Annotated in this window: 22 protein-coding genes; 4 read left to right on the top strand and 18 right to left on the bottom strand. The window is 61.3% G+C overall.

The window, feature by feature from the left end; all coding sequences use genetic code 11:
• Positions 1 to 23 precede the first annotated feature (23 nt).
• The 5 genes from I2G20_RS09080 to I2G20_RS09060 form a co-directional block, all read right to left on the bottom strand.
• A complete protein-coding gene (locus I2G20_RS09080; protein ID WP_196259398.1) occupies positions 24 to 455 on the bottom strand; it encodes a GNAT family N-acetyltransferase in 432 nt (143 codons plus the stop codon).
• Positions 448 to 2,262, bottom strand: coding sequence for a phosphogluconate dehydratase (edd, locus tag I2G20_RS09075; protein ID WP_196259397.1), 1,815 nt, complete (start codon positions 2,260 to 2,262; stop codon positions 448 to 450). Before edd ends, I2G20_RS09080 begins: the two co-directional genes overlap by 8 nt.
• Positions 2,263 to 2,313: 51 nt before the next feature.
• A complete protein-coding gene (gene pgl, locus I2G20_RS09070; RefSeq protein ID WP_196259396.1) occupies positions 2,314 to 3,012 on the bottom strand; it encodes a 6-phosphogluconolactonase in 699 nt (232 codons plus the stop codon).
• Positions 3,013 to 3,136: 124 nt separating this feature from the next.
• On the bottom strand, positions 3,137 to 4,618 hold the full coding sequence (gene zwf, locus I2G20_RS09065; RefSeq protein WP_196259395.1) for a glucose-6-phosphate dehydrogenase: 1,482 nt from the start codon (positions 4,616 to 4,618) through the stop codon (positions 3,137 to 3,139).
• A gap of 34 nt (positions 4,619 to 4,652) precedes the next feature.
• Positions 4,653 to 5,531 carry a glucosamine kinase nucleotide-binding domain-containing protein gene (locus I2G20_RS09060; RefSeq protein ID WP_196259394.1) on the bottom strand — a complete coding sequence of 293 codons (879 nt, stop codon included), beginning with the start codon at positions 5,529 to 5,531 and terminating at the stop codon, positions 4,653 to 4,655.
• Positions 5,532 to 5,691: 160 nt separating this feature from the next.
• On the opposite strand from I2G20_RS09060, the gene cobU reads away from it, so the two are divergent.
• Positions 5,692 to 6,222, top strand: coding sequence for a bifunctional adenosylcobinamide kinase/adenosylcobinamide-phosphate guanylyltransferase (cobU, locus tag I2G20_RS09055; protein WP_196259393.1), 531 nt, complete (start codon positions 5,692 to 5,694; stop codon positions 6,220 to 6,222).
• Between the two features lie 23 nt (positions 6,223 to 6,245).
• On the opposite strand, the gene upp is transcribed toward cobU, so the two are convergent.
• From upp to I2G20_RS08990, 13 genes are all read right to left on the bottom strand, one after another.
• The gene (gene upp, locus I2G20_RS09050) at positions 6,246 to 6,875 is read right to left on the bottom strand and encodes a uracil phosphoribosyltransferase (RefSeq protein ID WP_196259392.1); all 630 of its coding nucleotides are present in this window, start codon (positions 6,873 to 6,875) and stop codon (positions 6,246 to 6,248) included.
• A 16-nt stretch (positions 6,876 to 6,891) separates the two neighbouring features.
• A complete protein-coding gene (locus I2G20_RS09045) occupies positions 6,892 to 8,109 on the bottom strand; it encodes a phosphopentomutase (RefSeq protein WP_196259391.1) in 1,218 nt (405 codons plus the stop codon).
• The gene (deoA, locus tag I2G20_RS09040) at positions 8,109 to 9,437 is read right to left on the bottom strand and encodes a thymidine phosphorylase (protein ID WP_196259390.1); all 1,329 of its coding nucleotides are present in this window, start codon (positions 9,435 to 9,437) and stop codon (positions 8,109 to 8,111) included. The genes I2G20_RS09045 and deoA overlap by 1 nt, the downstream gene beginning before the upstream one ends.
• 5 nt (positions 9,438 to 9,442) lie before the next feature.
• Positions 9,443 to 9,733: a DUF6958 family protein gene (locus I2G20_RS09035; RefSeq protein WP_196259389.1), complete on the bottom strand. Its 291-nt coding sequence runs from the start codon at positions 9,731 to 9,733 to the stop codon at positions 9,443 to 9,445.
• A gap of 20 nt (positions 9,734 to 9,753) precedes the next feature.
• Positions 9,754 to 12,123: an aldehyde dehydrogenase family protein gene (locus tag I2G20_RS09030; RefSeq protein ID WP_196259388.1), complete on the bottom strand. Its 2,370-nt coding sequence runs from the start codon at positions 12,121 to 12,123 to the stop codon at positions 9,754 to 9,756.
• A gap of 10 nt (positions 12,124 to 12,133) precedes the next feature.
• Positions 12,134 to 13,123 (bottom strand): deoxyribose-phosphate aldolase, encoded by a 990-nt coding sequence (gene deoC / locus I2G20_RS09025; RefSeq protein ID WP_196259387.1) that lies wholly within the window; start codon positions 13,121 to 13,123, stop codon positions 12,134 to 12,136.
• Positions 13,120 to 13,917: a purine-nucleoside phosphorylase gene (locus I2G20_RS09020; protein ID WP_196259386.1), complete on the bottom strand. Its 798-nt coding sequence runs from the start codon at positions 13,915 to 13,917 to the stop codon at positions 13,120 to 13,122. The genes deoC and I2G20_RS09020 overlap by 4 nt, the downstream gene beginning before the upstream one ends.
• A gap of 13 nt (positions 13,918 to 13,930) precedes the next feature.
• Positions 13,931 to 14,341, bottom strand: a complete 411-nt coding sequence (locus I2G20_RS09015; protein ID WP_196259385.1) for a cytidine deaminase — start codon at positions 14,339 to 14,341, stop codon at positions 13,931 to 13,933.
• Positions 14,342 to 14,343: 2 nt separating this feature from the next.
• On the bottom strand, positions 14,344 to 15,312 hold the full coding sequence (locus I2G20_RS09010; RefSeq protein WP_196259384.1) for an ABC transporter permease: 969 nt from the start codon (positions 15,310 to 15,312) through the stop codon (positions 14,344 to 14,346).
• A gap of 3 nt (positions 15,313 to 15,315) precedes the next feature.
• Positions 15,316 to 16,446, bottom strand: a complete 1,131-nt coding sequence (locus tag I2G20_RS09005; protein WP_196259383.1) for an ABC transporter permease — start codon at positions 16,444 to 16,446, stop codon at positions 15,316 to 15,318.
• Positions 16,443 to 18,035 (bottom strand): ABC transporter ATP-binding protein, encoded by a 1,593-nt coding sequence (locus tag I2G20_RS09000; RefSeq protein WP_196259382.1) that lies wholly within the window; start codon positions 18,033 to 18,035, stop codon positions 16,443 to 16,445. The genes I2G20_RS09005 and I2G20_RS09000 overlap by 4 nt, the downstream gene beginning before the upstream one ends.
• A 7-nt stretch (positions 18,036 to 18,042) precedes the next feature.
• Positions 18,043 to 19,056 (bottom strand): BMP family lipoprotein, encoded by a 1,014-nt coding sequence (locus tag I2G20_RS08995; RefSeq protein WP_196259381.1) that lies wholly within the window; start codon positions 19,054 to 19,056, stop codon positions 18,043 to 18,045.
• 179 nt (positions 19,057 to 19,235) lie between these two features.
• A complete protein-coding gene (locus I2G20_RS08990) occupies positions 19,236 to 19,703 on the bottom strand; it encodes an SRPBCC domain-containing protein (RefSeq protein ID WP_196259380.1) in 468 nt (155 codons plus the stop codon).
• A gap of 145 nt (positions 19,704 to 19,848) precedes the next feature.
• Between I2G20_RS08990 and I2G20_RS08985 the strand changes: the two genes are divergently transcribed.
• Genes I2G20_RS08985 through I2G20_RS08975 form a run of 3 tightly spaced genes read left to right on the top strand, consistent with a single transcriptional unit; the run spans position 19,849 to position 23,503 of the window.
• Positions 19,849 to 21,027 carry a cell surface protein gene (locus tag I2G20_RS08985; RefSeq protein ID WP_196259379.1) on the top strand — a complete coding sequence of 393 codons (1,179 nt, stop codon included), beginning with the start codon at positions 19,849 to 19,851 and terminating at the stop codon, positions 21,025 to 21,027.
• A gap of 37 nt (positions 21,028 to 21,064) precedes the next feature.
• Entirely contained in the window at positions 21,065 to 22,000 is a 936-nt protein-coding gene (locus I2G20_RS08980) for a DUF6384 family protein (protein ID WP_196259378.1), read from the top strand.
• A 9-nt stretch (positions 22,001 to 22,009) separates the two neighbouring features.
• Positions 22,010 to 23,503, top strand: coding sequence for a coiled-coil domain-containing protein (locus I2G20_RS08975; protein ID WP_196259377.1), 1,494 nt, complete (start codon positions 22,010 to 22,012; stop codon positions 23,501 to 23,503).
• Position 23,504: the final 1 nt, after the last annotated feature.

Here is a 23,504-nt window from a genome sequence, read left to right as displayed (position 1 = left end):
GTTTGGGAAGCTGGGCGAAAGAGCTAGAAATTCTTCATCCGCAGATGCGGAATCCCGGCGTCCATGAACTCATCGCCATAGGCAACAAACCCCAGCCGTTCGTAGAACGCCACCTTGTCGGACTGGGATTCGAGATAGCAGCGCGATTGGCCCTGCCCAGCAGCGTATTCTACCGCGAAACGGATCATCTTCGCACCCAGCCCATGCCCGCGATGGGACGCTGCCACCGCGACGCGACCGATCTTGGCATAGCTCTCGTTCCACAATATCCGCAACACCGCCACCACGGCGCCTTCCGCGATGCCGACGATATGGGTAGCGGCCAAATCGTCGGCGTCATGCTCAAGTTCCTCGGGCACGTTCTGTTCGATGACGAACACCTCCCGCCGCAGGGCAAAGCCGAGATTGCAGAGCGGGGAGAAAACCGGGACGGGGAGGACAGTGAGATCAGGCAAAGACGCTCGCCCCCTTGTCCGCCGCGCCTACGAAATGCCGGAAGCCGGCGAAAAGTTCGCGGCCTGTGCCGTAATGTTCGTGTTCAAGGTTTTCCGAGGCTGGGGTGCGGGCGAGGAAGGCATGTTCGTCGCCCAGATACTCCAGTATCCCCTTCCCTGCATCGAGGCGGAGCATGTCGCCATCGCGGATTTTCGAGATCGGTCCGCCGTCGGCGGCTTCCGGGGTGAGGTGGATTGCGGCAGGCACTTTGCCGGAGGCGCCAGACATGCGACCGTCTGTGACCAGTGCCACTTTCAAACCCCGGTCCTGCAATACACCGAGCGTGGGCGTGAGTTTGTGGAGCTCGGGCATGCCGATGGCCTTGGGACCCTGGAACCGCACCACGGCGATAAAATCGCTGGTCAGCTCCCCAGCCTTGAAGGCGTCGATCAATCCCTGCTGGGTGTGGAATACGCGCGCGGGGGCTTCGATGACATGGTTCTCGGGCTTGACGGCAGAAATCTTGATGACCGACTTGCCGAGATTGCCTGAGAGGAGTTTGAGCCCGCCATTGGCCGAAAACGGTGCAGAAGCTTTGGTGAGCACCTTAGGGTTGCCGCTTTCGGCAGGCACTGGCTCGAAGGTCAGTTCCTCGCCGATGAAGCGCGGCTCCTTGGTATAGGCTTCGAGCCCCTTGCCCCAAACCGTCGTCACGTCGTCGTGGAGGTAGCCCGCATCGAGCAGTTCGCGGATAAGAAAACCCATGCCGCCAGCGGCGTGGAAATGGTTCACGTCGGCCAGGCCGTTGGGATACACGCGGGCAAGAAGCGGCACGATATCGGAAAGTGCGGACATGTCGTCCCACGTCACGTGCAGGCCAGCAGCGCGTGCCATCGCGATGAGATGCATGGTGTGGTTGGTCGACCCCCCGGTGGCGTGAAGTCCAACAAGGCCATTGACGATGGCCTTTTCATCGATGACGCGGCCAGCTGGTGTATAATCGTTGCCTTGCGCGGTAATGGCCAGCGCCCGCCTCGTTGCCGCCTTGGTCAGCGCGTCGCGCAGGGGCGTGCCGGGATTGACGAAAGATGCTCCCGGCAGGTGCAGGCCCATGATCTCCATGAGCATCTGGTTGGAATTTGCCGTGCCATAGAACGTGCAGGTGCCAGGGCCGTGGTAAGACTTGGATTCGGCTTCGAGGAGTTCGGCGCGGCCGACCTTGCCTTCCATGAAAAGTTGGCGCACACGGGCTTTCTCGTCGTTCGGCAAACCCGTGGTCATCGGTCCCGCGGGAATGAAGACGGCAGGCAGGTGGCCGAAGGTCAGGGCGGCGATGACGAGGCCGGGGACGATCTTGTCGCAGATGCCGAGATAGACGACGGAATCGAACATGTTGTGCGAGAGACCCACCGCCGCGGCCATCGCGATCACATCACGCGAAAAGAGCGAGAGATCCATGCCGTCCTGGCCCTGGGTTACCCCATCGCACATTGCAGGCACGCCGCCAGCAACCTGCGCAATGCCGCCCGCTTCGCGCGCAGCCTGCTTGATAAGCGCGGGGTAGGTCTCGTAGGGCTGATGGGCCGAGAGCATGTCGTTGTAGGACGTGATGATCCCGAGATTGGGAATGACATCGCCGGCCAACGCCGCCTTGTCGCGCGGGCCGCAGGCGGCAAAGCCGTGTGCGAGATTGCCACAGGAAAGCGCCGCACGATGCACGCCCTTGGCCCGGGCCTTGTCGAGCCGGTCGAGATAATCGCGGCGCGATATTTCGGACCGGGCCGCAATGCGATCGGTCACGTCCTTGATGGCGGATTTGACAGTCATGGTCGCCTCCTTAGCGAGGGAGTTGGAGGTTACCCGAGTTATTGGAGGAGCTCAGGGACACCAGTAGAGTTGAACGGGCTTTATCGATTGTGAGAGCACGGCACGGACTGGCATGGCGTCGATCGGGCCTGTTTCGAGCGCCTTATCGAGCACCTGCGCCTTTTCCTCACCCTCGATATGAAGATAGAGAGCCCCCGTATCGAGCAGGCACTGGAGCGTGAAGGTCACTCGCGGCTCTCCGGCGCCGGGCGCCCGGATCGCAATCACCGGACCTTCGCTCGATAGGGCAGCTTCGAGCGCGTCGCCGCCGGGAAAAAATGAGGCTGTGTGCCCGTCGTTGCCCATGCCGAGGATCACCGCATCGAAGGGAACGGGGGCAGCGGCAACAGCAAGGGCCGTTCGTTCGATGGCCAGCGCGTCAGGTTCCTCGCCCCCGGAATAAAGCGGGATGAACCTGGCGGCTGCCGCGGGGCCTTGCAGCAGGGTTTCCCTCACAAGACGAGCATTGGACCGGTCGGAGGTCTCGTCGACCCAGCGTTCGTCAACCAGCGTGATGCTGACCTGTTCCCAATCGACGTCCTCACGTTTCGAAAGTGTCTCGAAAAAGCGCTTCGGGGTCGATCCCCCCGAGACGGCAAGCGAAGCTGCACCGCGCTCCTCGATCCCTGCAATGAGATTGTCGGCCACCGCTTCCGCAAGTCCGTCCGCCAGCTTCTCCTTGGAGGAAAACACGTTGCGTTCGATGGTCATGATTGTGGTCCTTGTTGTTTAAGACGCTGCCGCCCCTCACCTCCCCAGGTGGAGAAGGCGGATCGGGCTAAAGGCCCGAGGCACACGAGGGGTGGCACGATGCCGCGCCCCTCCCCGACTCCGATCAGTCCCCGCCTTCGTGCCAGGTCCGCCCGTCGCGCTCTATGAGAGCGACCGAACCAGTAGGACCCCAAGTACCCGCTGTATAGGTCTGGGGCGCTTCCGAGGCGTGATCCCACGCCTCGCGGATCGGATCGATCCATTTCCATGCAGCCTCCAATTCGTCGCGGCGCATGAACAGGGTCTGGTTGCCACGGATGACGTCCATCAGTAGGCGCTCATAAGCCTCCGGCGTCCTCTCGCTAAACGTTTCGGCGAAGGAGAGGTTCAAGGGCACTTCGCGCAGCCGCATGCCACCGGGACCGGGATCCTTGATCATCAGGAACAGTTTCACACCTTCATCGGGCTGGAGGCGGATCACGAGCTTGTTGGGCCGCGGCGCTCCTTCGGCATGATCGAAGATCGAATGGGGAATCTTACGGAACTGGATGACGATTTCGGAAACGCGGGACGCCAACCGCTTGCCGGTGCGCAGGTAGAAGGGCACGCCGGCCCAACGCCAGTTCTCGACCTCCGCCTTGATGGCAACGAAGGTTTCTGTTTTCGAGCCTTTTCGCTCTGCGGGCAGTTCGTCCTGATAGCCCGCGACCGAACCGCCATTCACAGCGCCTCCCTTATACTGACCGCGTACCGTCGTCCGCGAAACGGCGTCACCCGCGATGGGCTTTAGCGAGCGCAGGACCTTGAGCTTTTCATCGCGCAACGCGTTGGCGTCATCGGAGGCCGGGGGTTCCATTGCCACAAGACACAACAACTGCATCATGTGGTTCTGGACCATGTCGCGCAGAGCACCGGACTCGTCATAATAGCCGCGTGTCCCCGCCCCCACGTCCTCGGCAACGGTAATCTGCACGTGGTCGATATGGGCAGCGTCCCAAATGGGTTCGAAAAGGACGTTCCCGAAGCGGAGAGCAAGTAGGTTCTGGACTGTCTCCTTCCCGAGATAATGGTCTATGCGGTAAACCTGATCCTCGGCGAAGACATCGGAAATCGAGTCGTTGATTTCCATCGAGGATTCGAGATCGTTGCCCAATGGCTTCTCGACGACGACGCGTGCATCGCGGCGCCAATAGCCCTTGTGGTCCAGATAATCGCAGATAGGACCAAAGAGCGAAGGAGCGACTGCAAGATAAAAGGCGCGCACGACTTCAGGATCGCTGCGAAGCGAGGCTTCGAGATCGGCCCAGCCCGCCTTGTCGGACACATCGTTGGCGACATAGGAAAAGCAGGAGATGAACTTCTCGACGATCTCCTTGTCCTGGTATTCCTTTTCGACGAACTCGGTCACCGCTTCGCGGGCGAACTTCTGGAAATCCTTGTCCGAAAGCTTGGACCGGGACACGCCGATAATTCTGGAGCGCTCATCGAACTGGCCATCGTGGAAACGATGGAAAAGCGCCGGGATCAGCTTGCGCTTCGTGAGATCGCCCGTGGCGCCGAACACCACATAGTCGAAGGGCTTTACGGGAATGATACGGGCGGACACTTGGCTGCGAGCCTCCAGTTCCAGGGCTATTCGATCAGGCCGATGCCGCATTCTGGCGGGCCAGAATAAGAGCACCGTTAAGCGGTTCCGTGCGGGGTAGGCAAACATAATCGCCATAGCGCGCTTCAAGGAGCGGCAGAAGCCGCTGCCCGAACCCGCCAACGACAGCAAGTGAGTTTGCACCACACTTCTTGAAATATGCAACGTAGCGATCGATGTAGCGAAGCTCGATTTCCATGAGCTTTTGGGCCACCGGATCGCCCTTGTCGTAGGCTTCGATGAACATCGGCATCAGCGCGCCATAATCGGCGGGCTGGCGTTTCTCGAAGCTCCAGGCCATGACCGCATCGAGCGAACCCCCGAGCTTTTCGATCACAGCGTCAGTGAGCGGGGAACCTTCGATAAGCCCATCGGTCGCTTCAACGGCGTAGCGGACCAGTTCGCGGCCCAGAATGGCACCGGACATCTGATCCCCTATGTGGAAGCCCCAGCCACCGACCTGATAGCGCTTGCCCGCCACCAGCGCCATGCCGGCAGAGCCGGTACCCACGATGATCACTGCGCCGTCCTGGCCTTCGTGAGCGCCTGCCCGGGCGATATCGATGTCGTCGTAGATCGTCACTTTTGCAAAAGGCCATTCTCGCGCAGCGAAGGCGTCGCGTGCCGATGGCAGCCGGCCGCCGGCCATGCCGAAGCAGGCATGGGTATTGGCAGTTTCTGCAAACTCAACCCCGGCCATCGCGAAAACCTCGCGCGTCCCCTCGGTTATCGAGCGATAAGCCGGCTCGCCATTCTCAAGCTGAAGGTTCGAGCGGCCATTGGTCACTTCGGCAATAGGGTTGAGATCAGCATCGGCGAGGCGCACGCGGCAATTGGTGCCGCCACCATCGACTCCGAGGTAATATCTGGGCAAGGCCGATAGCTCCCTGACTGCGGCTACGGTTGACGACGAGGCACTAAGACAAAAGTATTATATGGTCAAATCGTAATTGACGCAGCAGGGTGTACGCAAACGCAGGAACGGGCAAGCGTGGTATCGCGTTTAGCCTGACAGTCAAGCGGCGGATTGGGAAATGAGCCAACATATTCTGGTGCTGGGCGGCGCGCGCTCCGGCAAAACCACGCTGGCCGAGCGGCTGGCCATGCGCATGGGCGCAAGCCCGGCCTACCTTGCGACGGCGGAGGCGCTGGACGACGAAATGGCGGAACGGGTCGCGTCGCACCAGCGCCAGCGCGAGGGGCGCTTTACAACGATCGAGGAGCCCATGGAGCTGGCCCAAACGATCTTTGCCGCCACCCAGAACCATGACGTCGTTCTCGTAGACTGCCTGACGCTCTGGATCACCAACCTTTTGAGCATGGAGCGGGACGTGGCCGATGAAGTCGAGGACCTCGTCGACATGCTGGCAGCGATAGAATCCACGCGCATCATCTTGGTATCAAACGAAGTGGGCATGGGCATCGTACCCGACCACCCGCTCGGACGGACCTTCCGCGACCTCGCCGGCGCGGCCCATCAAAGGCTCGCCGAAACATGCGCGCACGTCTATCTGGTGGTCGCGGGCATACCGATGGTCGTCAAGGGGACCGCACCCGATCTTTGATCGGTCCCGCGCAAGGTATCCCGTTATTTCGTGCCGTACATGCGGTCGCCGGCATCGCCAAGGCCGGGTACAATGTACCCGTGGTCGTTGAGCTTTTCATCGAGGCTGGCAGTGAAGATGGGGACGTCAGGGTGGGCGGTGGTGAAGCGCTCGACGCCTTCGGGGGCGGCCAGCAAGCAAAGGAAGCGAATGTCGTTGGCGCCGCGGTCCTTGAGTTTCTGCACAGCCGCAATTGCCGAATTGGCGGTGGCCAGCATGGGATCGACGACGATGACCAGCCGGTCCGCGACGTCGGACGGCGCCTTGAAGTAATATTCGACCGCTTCGAGCGTCTCGGGATTGCGATAGAGCCCGATATGAGCGACGCGGGCCGAAGGGACAAGATCGAGCATGCCTTCGAGCAGCCCTTCACCGGCGCGCAGGATCGAGGCGAAAACGAGCTTCTTGCCCTTGAGGGTTGGCGCCTTCATGGCGCTGACAGGCGTTTCGATTTCGATGTATTCGACCTCGAGATCGCGGGTCACTTCGTAGCAAAGCAGGTGGGCAATCTCGCGCAACAGCCGCCGGAAACTCGCCGTCGAGGTATCCTTGCAGCGCATGATGGTGAGCTTGTGCTGGACAAGGGGGTGGTCTACGACGGTCAGGTTCTGCATGAGGCCGCTCTGGTTATTATAGCGCACTGGTGCCGTGGGGACCCGGCGCGAGACCGAGCCAATGGGCAATGGTTTCGCCAATATCGGACAGAACGGGGCGCAAGCCAATGCTCCCGGGTGCCAAAGATCGGGAAAACAACAGGATTGGCACCTGCTCACGAGTGTGATCGGTGCCCGGCCAGGTTGGATCGTTACCGTGATCGGCTGTAAGGACAAGCAGGTCGTCGTTGCGCAGCCTGGCGATCAGTTCGGGCAGGCGGGCATCGAAGGCTTCCAGCGCCCCCGCATAACCGCCAGGATCGCGGCGGTGGCCGTATTCGGTGTCGAAATCCACGAAATTGGTGAAGATCAGCGCACCATCCGTGGCCATATCGAGGGCTTCTAGCGTGCGGTCGAAGAGGACCATATTGCCCGAGGCCTTGATCTTGTGGGTGATGCCGCGCCCGGCATAGATGTCCGAGACCTTGCCCACGGCATAGACCTGACGCCCCGCTTCCGTTGCGCGATCGAGCAGGGTCGGCTCGGGCGGTTCAATGGCGAAGTCGCGGCGATTGCCAGTGCGCTTGAAACTGGCCGCGTCCTCGCCGACAAAAGGCCTGGCGATGACACGGCCGATTTTCATGGGCGCAGTGAATGCGAAGGTCTTTTCGCAGAGCTCATAGAGCCTTTCGAGTCCGAAATGGGTTTCATGCGCCGCGATCTGGAAAACGCTGTCGATCGAGGTGTAGCAGATGGGCTTGCCGGTGCGGATCGATTCCTCACCAAGCTCCTCTATGATCGTGGTGCCCGATGCGTGGCAATTGCCGAGGATGCCGGGGACGTTCCCCGCGCGGATGACGTTTTCAACGAGGTCGTCAGGAAAGGTGGGAACGGTATTGGGAAAGTAGCCCCATTCGAAAGGCACCGGGACGCCGGCGATCTCCCAGTGGCCGGACGGTGTGTCCTTGCCGATGGACACCTCGCGCCCCACGCCCCAACGGCCGCCCTTGGGCTGGTTGGTGAGGCCGGGAGGAACACTGCCGGTCGAAAGTTCCGCCGCCGCACCAAGGCCCAATGCGTCCATATTGGGCAGGTTGAGCAGCCCGGACCTTACCCCTGGCACATCGCCATTTCCCGAAGCACAGGCTTGGGCGATATGGCCAAGGGTGTTGGAACCCTCGTCGCCAAAATCTGCGGCGTCGGGTGCCCCGCCGATGCCGAAACTGTCGAGGAGGCAAAGGATGGCACGCGGCATCAGTTGTTACCCGTTGGCTCGATATAGCGATAGACGACCGGGTTTGGCTTGGGCGCCTCGCCGATGCGGTAGGCATTTTTCAAGCGTTGTTCAGCGTCGTCGGCTATGGCTGCATCGCGAGCGTGGATGCGAGCGATGGGGGTCCGGCTGTCGGCTCGTGCCCCGAGCCCTAACAGCTGATCGAAGCCGACGCCGTGGTCAATTTTCGCCTTCGGGTCGGTGCGTCCGCCGCCCAGGACAACGACCGCCATGCCCACGGCGCGCGTATCGATGGCTGTTACATATCCCTCCTCGTCGGCAAAGACGTCGCGAACCACTGGACAGGCGTGGCGGGCATCATGCCTCGGGCCATCGATATCGGACGGTCCGCCAAGTGCATTCACCATCGAAGCGAACTTCTCGGCTGCCGCGCCGGACTCCAGCGCCACCTTGGCGCGCAGATAGCCATCGTCGGGGTCGAGCGCAAGGCCGCCGAGGACGAGGCCGTGGGCGCAAAGGTCGAGCGTTACTTCCAGAAGCCGCTCGTCGCGTTGCGCGCCCGTGAGGAAATCGATGGCGTTCCTTACTTCAAGCCAGTTGCCCGCGGCACTGGCCAGTGGCTCATTCATATCGGTGATGAGCGCACCCGTGGTCATGCCCGCACCATTGGCGACCGTCACGAGGCTGTTTGCGAGATCGGTCGAATCCTCGAGCGTTTTCATGAAGGCGCCCGAGCCGGTCTTGACGTCGAGGATCAGCGCGTCGAGCCCGGCGGCGAGCTTCTTTGAGAGGATAGAAGCGGTGATGAGCGAGATGTTTTCGACTGTCGCTGTAACGTCCCGGATGGCATAGAGCCGACGGTCGGCCGGGGCCAGATCGTCAGTCTGCCCGATAATGGCGCAGCCTACTTTCTCGACCACCTTGCGGAAGGTTTCGATATCGGGGTTGGTGCTGTAGCCCTCGATTGCGTCGAATTTGTCCAACGTGCCGCCGGTATGGCCGAGTCCGCGACCCGAGATCATCGGGACGTAGGCGCCGCAAGCTGCGAGGATTGGACCGAGCATGAGCGAAACGTTGTCGCCCACCCCGCCGGTGGAATGCTTGTCGATGGCAGGGCCATTGAGGCCGGTCCAATCGAGTACGGTTCCGGAATCACGCATGGCGAGGGTGAGGGCCACGCGCTCGTCGATCTCCATGTTCCGGAAATAGACCGCCATTGCAAAGGCGGCAGCCTGCGCGTCGGTAACCGTGCCCGTGGTTAGGCCTTCGATGAAACCGGCAATTTGGTCGCGGGACAGCACCTCGCCGTCGCGCTTTCTGGCGATGATTTCCTGAGGGAGAAGAGTCATGAACCTCAAACCTTGTGCAAACGCACCGGCGATTTGGGGCTGCGTTTGATAACCCCCTTGGCTTCGAGGTCGAGTTGGACACATTTGAACCACCAGCCGGCTTTTTCGCCGCCGGGGAAGAGGTCTTGCGGGAGATCGGGCTTGATGGCGGCGATGAGTTCTGTCGGTGTTTTGCCCGGCTTATCGGCAGGTATATGCTTCATGACCGCTTCCCGGACGGCAGTGTATTTGGTCTTGTCCACGCGGTAGATGTGACCGGGCGACGTGAGGTTTTGAACCTCGATCTTTTCGCTCATTTCGTCGCTTTCCTTGTTTTTTAGGCGCCGTAGGGCACCCAGACGTTCTTGATCTGGGTAGCGCGGTTGAGGAGATAATCTCCCTCCAATGCCGCGTCGGCCCAATCGAAGGCCAGCCCGCGCGTCGTCCAGCTCTGCTTGACGTTGCCAGCGCTTGCGGCTTCGACCATCCGGCTGTCCTCCGTCGATCCCGCAAACCAGACCCCGTCCACGCCGTCGTGCTCGGCGAGGGTCTTTGCGAGGCTCGATTTCTCGCCGGTGACGATGTTTACGACGCCCGCAGGAACGTCCGACGTTTCCAGGACCTGATAGAAATCGGTCATGGCCAGCGGGTGAGGCTGGGAAGGAACCATGACAACCGCATTGCCCATTGCAATAGCAGGCGCAAGAAGCGTGAGCGCGCCCAGCAGCGGGCTTTCGTCGGGGGCAGCGATGGCGAGGACGCCGACGGGCTCGACCATCGCGACGGCCATCATACGTGCTGGTGGATTATGCACCGCGCCATCGAACTTGTCGGCCCAGCCACCGAAGGCAAAGAGGCGTTCGACGGAGAGTTCCACCTCACGCCGCGCGGCGTTGGCCGATACGCCGGTCATTGCGCGGATGCGGTCGGCGAATTCGGCTTTGCGATAATCGAGGTTTTCGCCCAGGTAATAGAGAATTTGCGAGCGCAGATGTGCGGTCGCTTTGCCCCAACCAAGCGCGCCGCGTGCGGCTTCCACAGCGTTGCGAATATCCTTGCGGTTGCCTTCCCCCACTTCGCCGATCAGTTTGCCGTCGGGACCGTAAATGGGGCGGGCATAGCTGGAATCGGGTCGGACCTGCTTTCCGCCGATATAGAGTTTTGCGGTACGGTCGATGCCCTCGTGTTGGTTTTCACCTGAAGGCTCGGGGCGTTTTGGGGCCGGTGCGGCCTTGAGCTTTTTCTCCCATTCCGGCTTGAGATATGCGGCCATCCCCTCCCTGCCGCCCTCGCGGCCGAAGCCGGACTCCCGGTAACCGCCGAAGCCGACAGCGGCGTCGAACTGGTTGGTCGAGTTGATCCAGACGACGCCGGCCTTGATTTGCGGGGCGATATCGAGCGCCAGATTGACGTTCTCGGTCCAGACCGAAGCGGCGAGCCCGTATTTCGTGTTGTTGGCCAGCGCCACCGCTTCTTCGGGCGTACGGAAGCTCATCGCAACGAGCACGGGGCCGAAGATTTCTTCGGTAGCCAGCGTGTGGGCCGGGGAAATGCCGGTGACGAGAGTGGGCCTGACAAAGCACCCCTTGTCCGGGATGGCGCTATCGGGCGAATAGAACTCGCCGCCCTCCTTCTTCCCCGCTTTCAAGAGATCCAGCACACGCTCGACCTGAACGGGAGCAACCAGCGCGCCGATATCGACGGATTTATCGAGTGGATCGCCGACCCGAAGCGTCGCCATGCGCGCCTTGATCTTGGCGATGAATTTCTCCTCGACGCTTTCCTGGACCAGAAGGCGCGAGCCGGCACAGCAGACCTGTCCCTGATTGAACCAGATGGCATCGACGAGGCCTTCGACGGCGCTATCGAGATCGGCATCGTCGAAAACGACGAAGGGAGACTTTCCGCCCAATTCTAGCGAAAGGCCCTTGCCCGACCCGGCGGTGGCGCGGCGGATGATCTTGCCGACTTCGGTGGAGCCCGTAAAGGCGATCTTGTCGATGTCGGGGTGATTGACGATAGCCTCCCCGGTCTTGCCCGCACCGGTGACGATGTTGACGACGCCTTCTGGCAGGCTGATGCGCTGGCAGATTTCGGCAAAAAGCAGCGCGGTGAGCGAGGTGAATTCGGCAGGCTTCAGGACCACCGTATTGCCCGCTGCGAGCGCGGGGGCAATTTTCCAGGCAAGCATCAGCAGCGGGAAGTTCCACGGGATGATCTGGCCGCAGACGCCGTAGGGGGCCTGGCCGGGGAAACTCCTTGCAATGTGCTGGGCCCAGCCGGCGTGATGATAGAAATGGCGGGCGACGAGCGGGATATCGATATCGCGTGTTTCGCGGATCGGCTTGCCGTTGTCGAGCGTTTCGAGCACGGCGAAGAGGCGGCTTTCGCGCTGTATCTGGCGAGCGATGGCGTAGAGATATTTGGCGCGTTCAAAGCCTGAGAGACCGGACCATGCCGGAAACGCTGCACGGGCCGCATTTACCGCTTTATCGACATCAGCATCGGAGCCTTCGGAGATCTCCGCCAGCTTTTCGCCGGATGCGGGATTGGTCGAGGCAAAGACCTTTGACGGCTTGGTGAAGCTGCCGCCGATGAAATGGCCGAATTTCCTGCCGTGCTTATCGAGCCATTCCAGCGCAGGGCCGGCAGCTTCCGGGGCCGGGCCGTATTCGAGAGTCTCGAAGATTTCAGCGATTTTTGTCATGTCCCGTCCCTCAGGCCATCGCAAAGCGATAGTCGGCGGCGTAGTGGCCGGTGAGGCCGTGTTCGATCTGGCGTTCGATATCGGTGAGCAGCGAGGAGGCGCCGAAGCGGAAGAGGTGGGGTTCGAGCCATTTGCGGCCCAGTTCCTCTTTCATCAACGCCAGATACGTCAGCGCGTCCTTGGCCTTGGCGATGCCGCCTGCGGGTTTGTAGCCGATCTCGATCCCCGTTTCCTCATGGAACCAGCGGATCATGCGGACCATGGCGAGCGAGGTCGCGAGCGTCGCGTTGGTCTTTTCCTTGCCGGTCGAGGTCTTGATGAAATCGGCGCCGGCCAGCATGCAGACGAGTGACGCTTTCGCCACATTGGTGAGGGTTGCCAGCTCGCCAGTGCCGAGAATTGTCTTGATATGGGCCTCACCACACGCCTCGCGCATGGCCCTGACCTGATCGTAGAGTTCTTCCCACCGACCGTTGAGCACCAGCCCACGCTCAATGACGATGTCGATCTCCTTTGCGCCATCGGCGACCGAGGCTTCGATTTCGGCAAGGCGTATCCTGAGCGGTGTCAGTCCGTGCGGGAAGGCCGTCGAAACGGCCGCGACGGGAATGCTGGTGCCCTCAAGCGCCTTAACCGCGGTGGCGACGAAATTGTGATAGACGCAGACGGCTGCGGGCGTGAGCCCAAGCTTTTCAACGCCCATGGCCTTTAAAAGATCGGAACGGATAGGATTGCGCGCCTTGGCGCAGAGCCGCTCGACACGGCCCGGCGTGTCGTCGGAATTGAGCGTCGTCAGATCCATCAGCGAGACGGCCTTCAAAAGCCAGGCAAGCTGATAGTCCTTTTTGACCGAGCGGCGCGTGCTAATGGTCGCGGCGCGGCGTTCGAGCGCCGAGCGGTTCATCCTGACCCGACCGACCCAGTCGAGATCGAGCGGGAAGCCGGGATTGCGCTTGTGGACCGGGGCGTGCGGCTGGGTATCGACGATCTTGAGACTCATAGCTCCTCCACCAGCGCCGGTATCAGGCGCATCAGTTTTTCCGCCCCCAGTTTTGCGACTTCCTTTGTCTGGGTGTGGGAAATTTCCTCACCCTGCAAAAGCCCTGCCCCCATATTGGTGATCGAGGAACAGGCCCAGACCCGTAGCCCCAGGAACCGGCCAAGGATCACCTCGGGTGCCGTTGACATGCCCACCGCATTGGCGCCGAGCGTGATGGCCATGCGGATTTCCGCGACCGTCTCGAAGCTAGGGCCAGAATACCACAGATAGACACCCTCGCGCAGCGGGATGTCCAGCCGCGAGGCGATGGCATGTGTCGTTGCGCGCAGTTCGGGATCATAGGCATCGACCATGTTCACAAAACGACGGTCGGTTTCTTCCCCGATCAGCGGGTTCATCCCGGCATAGTTGATATGGTCGTTGAGCAGCATCAGGTCGCCGGGCCGGATGTCCATGTCCAGCGAGCCGGCGGCATTGGTGAGCAGAAGGGTCCTGGTGCCCAGCTCGGCAAGGGTTTCAAGCGCGGGGCGCATGGCAGCGGCGTTGCCATGTTCGTAATAATGCTGACGTCCGGTGAGGACGGCCACGCGCTTGCCTCCCAGCTGTCCGATAATCAGATCCTTGCCGTGCCCGGAAACGCCGCCCTGCGGGAAACCCTTGAGTTCGGCGAACGGAATGGTGACGCTGTCGGCCAACATAGATCCGATATCGGAAAGGCCTGAACCGAGGATGATCGCGGCTTCAACAGGCGCCTCGCCCGCAAGTTTGCGGATTGTTTTTACGGCTTTGGTCATTCGAATAGCCTTTTTACCGGCCGAGAAATTCGGGGCCGAATGAATGGGGCAAAAGCTCGCCCAGTGTCGTGTGGAGTGGTTCGCCCTCGACCCCGAGACAGATGATCGGTGTTTCGGAATTGGCGAACTCGCGGATGCGCTGGCGGCAGCCGCCGCAGGGAGTGACGGGGACCGCACCGGGACCCGTCACGAAAATCTTCTCGATACGCTTGCCCCCGCCGGCGATCATCGCGGCGATGGCGGAGGGCTCGGCGCAATTACCGACGGGATAGGCTGCGTTTTCGACATTGCAGCCCGCGTAGATGTTGCCATCGTCGGCGAGGATGGCTGCACCGACCGAAAAGCCCGAATACGGAGCATAGGCTTTTGCCCGCACGCGCTCGGCGGCCTCGAAAAGCGTTTGGTCCATCCCCTCAAGCTGCATCGTCACCGCTCCTTGGTATAGGGCACCCCGCCCGCCTTGGGCCCCACGGCCTTTCCGATGAACCCGGCTAGCAGTACGACGGTGAGGATATAGGGCAGCGCCTGGATAAGCTGGACCGGCACATCGCTCAGAACCGGGAGCGGCGTCGATTGCAGGCGGATCTGGAGCGCGTCCAGGAAGCCGAATAGCAGGCAGGTGAACATCGCCGCGACAGGCCGCCATTTGGCAAAGATCAGCGCGGCCAGCGCGATGAAGCCCTTGCCAGCCGTCATGTTGTTGCCGAACCCGGCGCCCTGCGCGATCGAGAAATAGGCTCCAGCCATGCCGCAAAGGAGACCCGTAATCAGAACGGCCTGATAGCGCAGCCGCCTCACCGATATGCCAGCGGTATCGACGGCCTTTGGATTTTCGCCCACCGCGCGCAAGCGCAGACCGAACCGCGTACGGAATAATATCCAGGCGGTCAGCGGCACCATCAGAAAGGCGACATAGACGAGGATCGAGTGCCCCGAAATGATCACGGAATAGATCTCGCCCACCACCGGAACGTTGCGCAACTCGGCAGCGAAGGGAAGCTGGATCGAGGAAAAGCGAGCGTCCCCGCTCACCGGGGGTGTACGCCCACCCTGCCTGAACCATTGCTGACCCAGAAACGTGGTGAGTCCGGCAGCCAGCATGTTGATCGCCACACCGGCAATCAGTTGGTTGCCCTTGAGACTGATGGCGGCCGCCCCCTGAAGAAGGGCTGTCAGGACCGAAACGGACATGCCGACAAAGAGCCCGGCCCAGGCAGAACCGGTAACTGCGGCGGTTGCAGCGGCAGCGAAGGCCGCCATCAGCATCTTGCCTTCAAGGCCGATATCGAAAACGCCCGCCCGCTCGGAATAAAGGCCTGCGAGGCACGCCAGCAGCAGCGGTGTCGAGAGCCGCAGCGTCGCATCGAGCATCGAGATCAGGAAATTGAGATCCATGGCTCAGCTCTCCGATCCGGCGGATTCCCGCGCCATCGCTTCGGCCTTGTGCTCGGGCGTGAAGAGCATGAAGGCGAATTGCAGGCCTGGGCGGAACAGACCTTCCATGGCGCCGGTAAAGAGGATGACCAGTGCCTGGATGATGACGACCATTTCGCGCGTGAGGCCCGGCACGACATATTGCAGCTCATTGCCACCCTGGTAGAGCGCGCCAAACAGCAAGGCGGCCAGCCCGATCCCGAACGGGTGGTTGCGGCCCATTAGCGCCACGGCGATGCCGACAAACCCGGCATCGGCGACGAAATCGAGCACGAGGCGGTTCTGAACCCCGAGCACTTCGTTGAACGCGACGAGCCCGGCCAAGGCGCCCGACATCGTCATAACGATCATGATGATCTTGGAATTCGAAAACCCGGCATAGCGCGATGCGGTCGGGTTCTGCCCCAGCGTTCTCAGCGCAAAGCCGAATTTCGTATGCCAGATGAGGTAGTAAACCCCAACCAGGAGCGCGATAGCGAGGAATAGGGACAGATTGACCGGCGTATGGCGGAAGAAGTCGATGAACTCCGCGAGCCGGGGCATACGCGCGTCCGGCGCGATCATGCGTGATTCCGGCGCCATGCCGGTGGGCGCCTTGAGCACGTAATTGAGCATGTAGACCATCAGCGCCGCAGCGATGAAATTGAACATGATGGTCGTGATGACGACGTGGCTGCCGCGTTTGGCTTGCAAATAGCCTGGAATGAACGCCCAGATCCCGCCCACCAGCATGGCGGCCAGCATGGCGAGAGGCATGACGATGATCCAGTGGGTCCCGTCGAGCAGGAGGGCGACTGCGATGACGCCCAACCCGGCCACATAAGCCTGACCGTTACCACCGATGTTGAAGAGCCCGGCATGGGCTGCCAGCGCCACGGCAAGGCCGGTAAAGATGAAGTTGGTCGCGTAATAGAGCGTGTAGCCGAAATTGTAGCCGGAGCCGAACGCGCCCGTGGCAATCGCCCACATGGCGTGAAGCGGGTTCTGGCCGATGGCGAGCACCACGAGGCCCGAGACGACGAAAGCCAGCGTGAGGTTCAGAAGTGGCAGGAGGACAACGTCGGCCCAGCGCGGCAAGGGTTTGAGAACACTCATTGAGCAGCCTCGCGATTGGAAATGCCGGCCATCATGAGGCCAAGTTCGCCCTCGGTCGCGGTTGCTGGATCGGCTTCTCCGACGATCTGGCCATCGAACATCACCAGGATGCGGTCAGCGAGCGAACGGATTTCGTCAAGCTCCACCGAAACAAGGAGAATTGCTTTGCCAGCGTCGCGCATCTTGACGATCTGGTTATGGATGAATTCGATGGCGCCGATATCCACCCCGCGCGTAGGCTGTCCAACGATCAGCACATCCGGATCGCGCCCGATTTCGCGCGCCAGGACGATCTTTTGCTGGTTGCCGCCTGAAAACAGTGAAGTCTTGAGCGAGATATTGAGCGGACGCACGTCGAAGCGTTGCATCTGCGCGGTCGCGGCCGCACGCGCGGCAGTCCCATCGAGCATCAGTCCCCCGCCGTACTCGGCGCTGTTCTGATAGCCCAGGATCGCGTTTTCCCAAGCCTGAAAATTAGTCACCAGCCCCATACGCTGGCGATCCTCGGGGACATGGGCGAGCCCGGCCGCGCGAGCGCGCGACGCGCCATCATCGCCTTTAAGGAAGAGCTTGTGGCCATTGACAATGACATCGCCCGCGCGCTGGTCCCGCATGCCGGTGATGGCTTCGAGCAGTTCGGTCTGACCGTTGCCCGATACCCCGGCTATTCCGACGATCTCTCCGGCCCGGACTGCAAAGCTCACATCCTTCACCCGCACGACCCCCATATCGTCGGCTACGGTGAGATTGGTGATCTTGAGCAGCGGCTTGCCCGGATGGGACTCGCCCTTTTCGACGCGCAAGAGGACCCGGCGGCCGACCATGAGTTCTGCGAGTTCCTCGGGGTTGGTCTTTGCCGTTTCGAGCGTCTTGACCATTTCGCCCTGACGCATCACCGAGACAGCGTCGGTGATCGCCATGATCTCACGCAGCTTATGGGTGATGAGGATAACCGTCTTGCCTTGCTCCCTGAGCGTCCTCAGGACCCGGAAAAGATCGTCGGCCTCCTTGGGGGTCAGCACGCCGGTCGGCTCGTCGAGGATCAGGATGTCGGCGCCGCGATAAAGAGCCTTCAGAATTTCGACGCGCTGCTGCTGGCCGACCGATATGTCCTCGATCAGGGCGTCGGGATTGACCTTGAGATCATATTCCTTTTCGAGGCGCCCCAGTTCGGAGCGCGCGCGGGAAAGGCTCGTGCCCAAAATACGGCTGTCTTCGGCGCCCAGGATGATGTTCTCGAGGACCGTGAAATTATCGACCAGCATGAAATGCTGGTGCACCATTCCGATGCCCAGCGCGAGGGCGTGGCGGGAATCGGTAATGTTCTGGATGGCCCCGTTCACCTTTATGGTGCCGGAATCGGCATTGTAGAACCCATAAAGGATCGACATCAGGGTCGATTTGCCGGCCCCGTTTTCGCCCACGATGCCGTGGATGGTTCCGCGCCTGACCGAAAGGTCGATATCCTTGTTGGCATGAACCGGACCGAAGCGCTTGTTGATCTTTTCAAGCTCAATGGCCCAGTCCGATGCACCAGGCTTGGCAGCGGCCGTTTCGGGCCGCTGCGCATTTGTTCCCTCGCTTGTCATTTAAAGCCTAGACCGGGCAGGTCGAGTCGGTCGTGTAGTCGTGGACTTCGACTTCGCCCGCAATAATCCTGGCCTTGTAGTCTTCCGCCGCCTCGATCATCTCGTCGGTCAGAAGGGCTTCATTGTGCTCGTCGAGCGCATAACCGACACCTTCTTCGGAAAGCCCGATCACCGTGATGCCGGGGGTGAAGGTGTCGGCGTCACCCGCGTTCATGAAGGAATTGTAGACCGCGACATCGACGCGCTTGAGCATCGAGGTGAGGACCGAGCCGGGGTGCATGTAGTTCTGATTGGCGTCAACGCCGATCGAGTACTTGCCAAGATCGGCCATCATCTGGAGCACACCCATGCCCGAACCGCCAGCCGCCGCAAAGACAACGTCCGCTCCGGCATCGGAGGCGGCACGCGCGAGCTCTCCCGCCGTCACCGGATCGTTCCAGGCCGCGGGCGTGGTACCCGTGTAGCTTTCAATGACGGTAATGTCGGCGTTTACCGCCTTGGCGCCCTGAGCATAGCCACAATAGAACTTGTGGATGAGCGGAATATCCATGCCGCCAACAAAGCCGATGACATTCGACTCCGAAGTCATTGCGGCAAGTACGCCAACAAGGAACGAGCCAGTATGCTCGTCAAACAGAATCGACTGCACGTTGGGCAGGTCGACCACGCCATCGATGATGACAAAATTGGTTTCCGGGAATTCTGCGGCGACGGTGCCGAGGGCAGTGCCCCAGGAGAAGCCGGCCATCACGACAGGGTTGGCGCCCTGGGACGCGAAGCGACGGATCGCCTGTTCGCGTTGGGCATCGTTCTGGATTTCCAGTTCAAGGAAAGCCTCACCGGTTTCCTCGGCCCACATCGTGGCACCTTCAAAAGAGGATTCGTTGAAGGACTTATCGAACTTGCCGCCGAGGTCGTAGATCACGGCAGGCTGAGCGAGCGCAGTGCCGGCCATGAGGGCGGAGACCGCGAGGCCGCCGGCGAGAGCGGCGAGGCCTTTGAATGCTTGTTTATTTTTCATGATGATGCTCCCTGTTGTCGGGCCGGGCGCGTCGAGCAGCACCAGCCGCTCGCGTCCACGCACGATGGGAACAAATACAAGCCCGCAAATTCGGCGCGCGCAAGTGCGAAGTTAGTTTTTTTGACCATTTGGGAAAAAAATCTGTGGCCATGCCGGTCCGTGCGCCTTCGAGAGCTTCCCTACCCGTCGGTTTTAAAGGGTTCGACATCCGCGCCCATCGCCTCTCCGAAACGCGCGAAGAAGCCGTCAATCACCTTCTGGGCGGAACTGCCGACCAAGGCCTTGCCCAGTTGCATGATGCGGCCCGAGGCGCCGCCCGAGGCAGTAAAGACAAGAAGGGTCCCGGCTCCGAAATCGGCCAGCGTTATATCTGCGCTGGCATGGGCCATACCCAACAACCCGCCGCGTCCCTGCCCGGACAGTGTGTAGCGCTCGGCGGGTACCACGTTGGAAAGGATGAGATCCCCGGTAAAAACCGGTTTTGCGACCCCAAGATTCACCCCCATCTCGGCTTCGAGCGCCGTCGCGCTCACCCAGGCAATACGCTGGCAGCCAGGAATGGAAGCCTTCAGCACTTCGGTATCGTTGAGCGCTTCCCAGACCTTCAAGCGCGGCGCGCCAACCTTATACCGCCCTCCAAATTCCACCGACCGACTCCCTACGCCCGAATGCGTCTTTTTGGCACCAATACCGATAAATCAGGCGTCACGTCCACCAAGGCAATTGTCTTGAACCTTGCCAAACGGAATCATGGCCCCACATCTGCAAAAGTTGCAACAGGGAACGCAGACAATGGCAACCGAAGTGCTCGATAAGCCCTTGCAGTATCTGGACCGTGCGGTCGGCGCGATCAAGCAGATGGGGCTATGGCCCGAGACCAATGGCGAGGCCCCGATTACAGGGCTTCTAGAGCAGATCACTGACCTCGATGAAACGAGGGTCGTGCTGATCGGCCGGGTACTGACCCAGGCCAGCGCGTTCAACGAGGTGGTCCGCAGCCAGGTCGCCGCGATGAATGTCGGCGAACGCTATGAGACCATCACGAAATCTTTCGATTCCATCCGTGACGACGCCAAGGGCATGGTAGACCAGCTAGACGACGGCAAGCTTGACCTCTTCGAGCGCGCGTCCAATGTGTGGATGAAGGTGACACGCGGCGATATCTCGACCCGATTTGACCGGATTCGGGACACGTATCTCGAGGTTTCGCGCGATACCAAGGATCAGATCGATCGTGAGCACACGATCCTTGAGGCCTATCGCGATTTCCGCGGCGCGCTCAAGCAGGCCGAGGTGATGGCGCTCGAAGTGCTCGAAGTTGCCGAAGGCAAACTCGAAGCACGCCGGAGCGCCCTCAGGGAGGCAGCGGATGCGCTGACCGCATTTTCCGAGGGTACGCCGGCCGACCGTGCGCGGCTCGAGATGGCGCGCGACGAACGCCTGCGCGAGTTACAGAACGAAGAGCGCCGCTACCAGATCGCCAAGGATCTATCGGACAACCTCACCATTGCCTATTCCACATCGGAAGTCATCATGGCGCGGCTGATGCAGACGACCAACGCCAAGGAACGCGTCTACCAGCAATCAATCTCCTTCTTTTCAACCAATGAGACCGTGCTGACGGCGCTTTCAGCCTCGTTCACGGGCCTATTCGGCCTCCATGAATCGACGGAAACGCTCAATGCCATGAAGGAAGGCATGTCCAAGAGCCTCGAGACCCTGGCCGAAATCGGCGGCAGGGTGCAGGACGAAGCATTGAAAGCGGGCTACGGCCCAACCATCCGTGCCGACGCGTTGAAGGCGCTGGTGGATTCGGTGGTCAGCTACCAGGAACATTCGAGGGTCATAATCAACGAAATGCGCGAGCAGGCAACACGGAATTCGGCCGAAATCCGAGATGCCGTCGAAGACGGCAAGCAACGCCTTGCCGCACTGGTCGCCGAAGGCAATGCGCTCTTGAGCGCACGCTAGACGCAAGAGGACGCATGGGACACAACGGGTGCGGACGATGACGGGCGCAACGGGTCACCAGGCTCCGCTCGACGACGTCATGCTGGCGATGGATGTGGTCGATACGTTGCGCCACCAGAGCGATCTGGTGGCGCGCGAATTGAGCGCAGATGCACGCGAGGCGCAACTGATCGCCCGTCTTCGCTCGATCTACCATGACCAGGGTATCGAGGTGCCCGACCATATCCTCAGGGAGGGCGTCAGGGCACTCGAGGAAAGCCGGTTCATCTATTCCCCGCCGCCGGACACTTTCCAGACGCGCCTTGCCCGACTTTATGTCAGGCGCGGAAGGTGGGGACGCCGGGTGCTGATCGTCTTGGCCGTTCTGCTGCTGGGGCTGGGCGGTTATTATCTTGGCTACCAGCCTTTCGTCGCAGCGCAGGCTGAAGCGGCACGGGTTGAGCTGGCCGAAACGCTCCCCGCGCGGATCGATGCACTTTACGAGCAGATTTACACGGAAACCAAAGTGCAGACGGCGCTGGATCAGGCGGAGCCGTGGGTGACGCGGGGCAAGGCTGCGGCGGCACGTGGCGACCGCGCGGGGACGCTGCAGGCGGTCGCGCAGCTCGAATCGATCCACCAGACGCTTCTCGCAGAATATTCGGTCCGCATCGTCGACCGGGAAGGTGAAGCCACCGGCATCTGGAGGTTTCCTGAGGCCAATTCGGATGCCACGAACTACTATATCATCGTCGAGGCGATCGGGGTCGACGGTCGTCCGGTATCCCTGCCGATCGAAAACGAGGAAACACGCGAGACCGAGGTCGTCAGCACCTGGGCGCAGCGCGTGCCCGAGATCACATACGACGCCGTCCGTGCCGACCGGCTCGACGATGGCATCATCCAGCGCAACATCATGGGTATCAAGCAATACGGTTTTCTCGAAACCGAGTTCGCCATGCCCGTGCTGGACGGCGCGATTACGCGGTGGTGAGGTCCTTTCATGACGCTTAAGGGACCGCAGGCAATCAAGGCAATCGAGGACGCGCTCAGGGACATAAGGCGCGAGGAAGACGAGATCACCCGCCGGATCGCGCGCATCACCGACAGGATCGGCAAACTGCATGAAACCGAACTCGGACAATTGCGCGCGCTCGCCGCGATCCGACTTTCACCGGAGGCGCAGGCCGAGCTTGGCGACCGCCTGAGCCAAGCCGAGATGCAGGCGCGCGACATGCTCCGCCAACACGCGGCCGACCTTGCTACGCTCGACGAACAACTGACCGGTCACGAAAAAACCATTGCGGCGCTCGGGGTCGAGCGCGCCAGGGAGCTCGAAACGGTTGAGAAATGGCAGGGCGAACTCGATGCGCTGTCGGAGTCGGTCAGGATGCGCCTCGACGCCGATCCAGCCTATGACGAAGCGATACGGCGCCATGCGGAAATTGCACAGATGGCCGAGGAAGCGGCCAAGAAGGCAGCCCAGGCGGAAGCCGATCATACACAAAAGGGCCAACCCTACAGGGATGACCCCTTGTTCATGTATCTTTGGGACCGTGGGTACCTGACACCGGCATACCGGGCAGGCAATGTCACGCGGCTGCTCGACGGATGGGTGGCGCGGTTGGTACGGTACCCCAGCGTGCGACCTAATTACGTCATGCTCAACGAGATCCCCAAGCGGTTGCGCGAACACGCCGACCGGCTGGCCGCCGAGGAGAAACAGGCGGGGGACGCGATTGTCGCGCTGGAGGTCATGGCTTTCGATGCCGCCGGTGGGCGCCCCGCGCGCGAGGCGCTGGAGGCTGCGCAAGCGCGCATTGCCGCGCTCGACCAACGGAGACTCGAAGCCGAAGACGCCCGTGAGGCGCTGGTCGAGGAACAAAAAGGGCTGGCCCAAGGCCGTGATCCGAAGTTCGAATCGGCAGTCGAGGTGCTCATTTCTGCGATGCGCGGCACCGATATCACCCAGTTGATGGACGACGCGCGCAGGACGGCGACAGGTGAGGACGACAGCATTGTCGTCAAGATCGATGAGAGCCGTCGCCGGGTTCTCGATGAAGAGAACGAGCTTTCCGACCAGCGCGCACGACTCAAGACGCTCGAAACGCGACGGCGCGAGCTCGAGGATATCGAATACGAATTCAAGAAATCCCGTTTTGATGATCCGCGGTCCAGATTCGGCGAGGATAACCTGGTCGGGGACATGCTGACCGAGTTTCTCAAAGGCGGCATGACGGCTGCGACCTATTGGGGGCATTGGCGGCGGTCGCAGGATTGGACGGGAGGCTCGGGGCCAATCATGCCGCGTCCGCCGACCTCTTCACCGTCGCGCTCGGGAGGCTTTCAGATTCCGCCGGGCGGTTTCAGCCCCCGCCCACCAACCGGGGGGTCGTGGGGAAAGAGCAGCCAGGCCGGTGGCGGCTTTTCGCGACCCCGGCCAAATATGGGCGGGATGGGGAAAAAGGGCGGTTTCCGCACGGGCGGTGGGTTCTAGG

This window comes from Pelagibacterium limicola (assembly GCF_015694405.1).
Taxonomy (GTDB): domain Bacteria; phylum Pseudomonadota; class Alphaproteobacteria; order Rhizobiales; family Devosiaceae; genus Pelagibacterium; species Pelagibacterium limicola.
The sequence above is the reverse complement of the archived record's forward strand: the minus strand, read 5'-3'. Positions and strand labels throughout refer to the sequence as shown.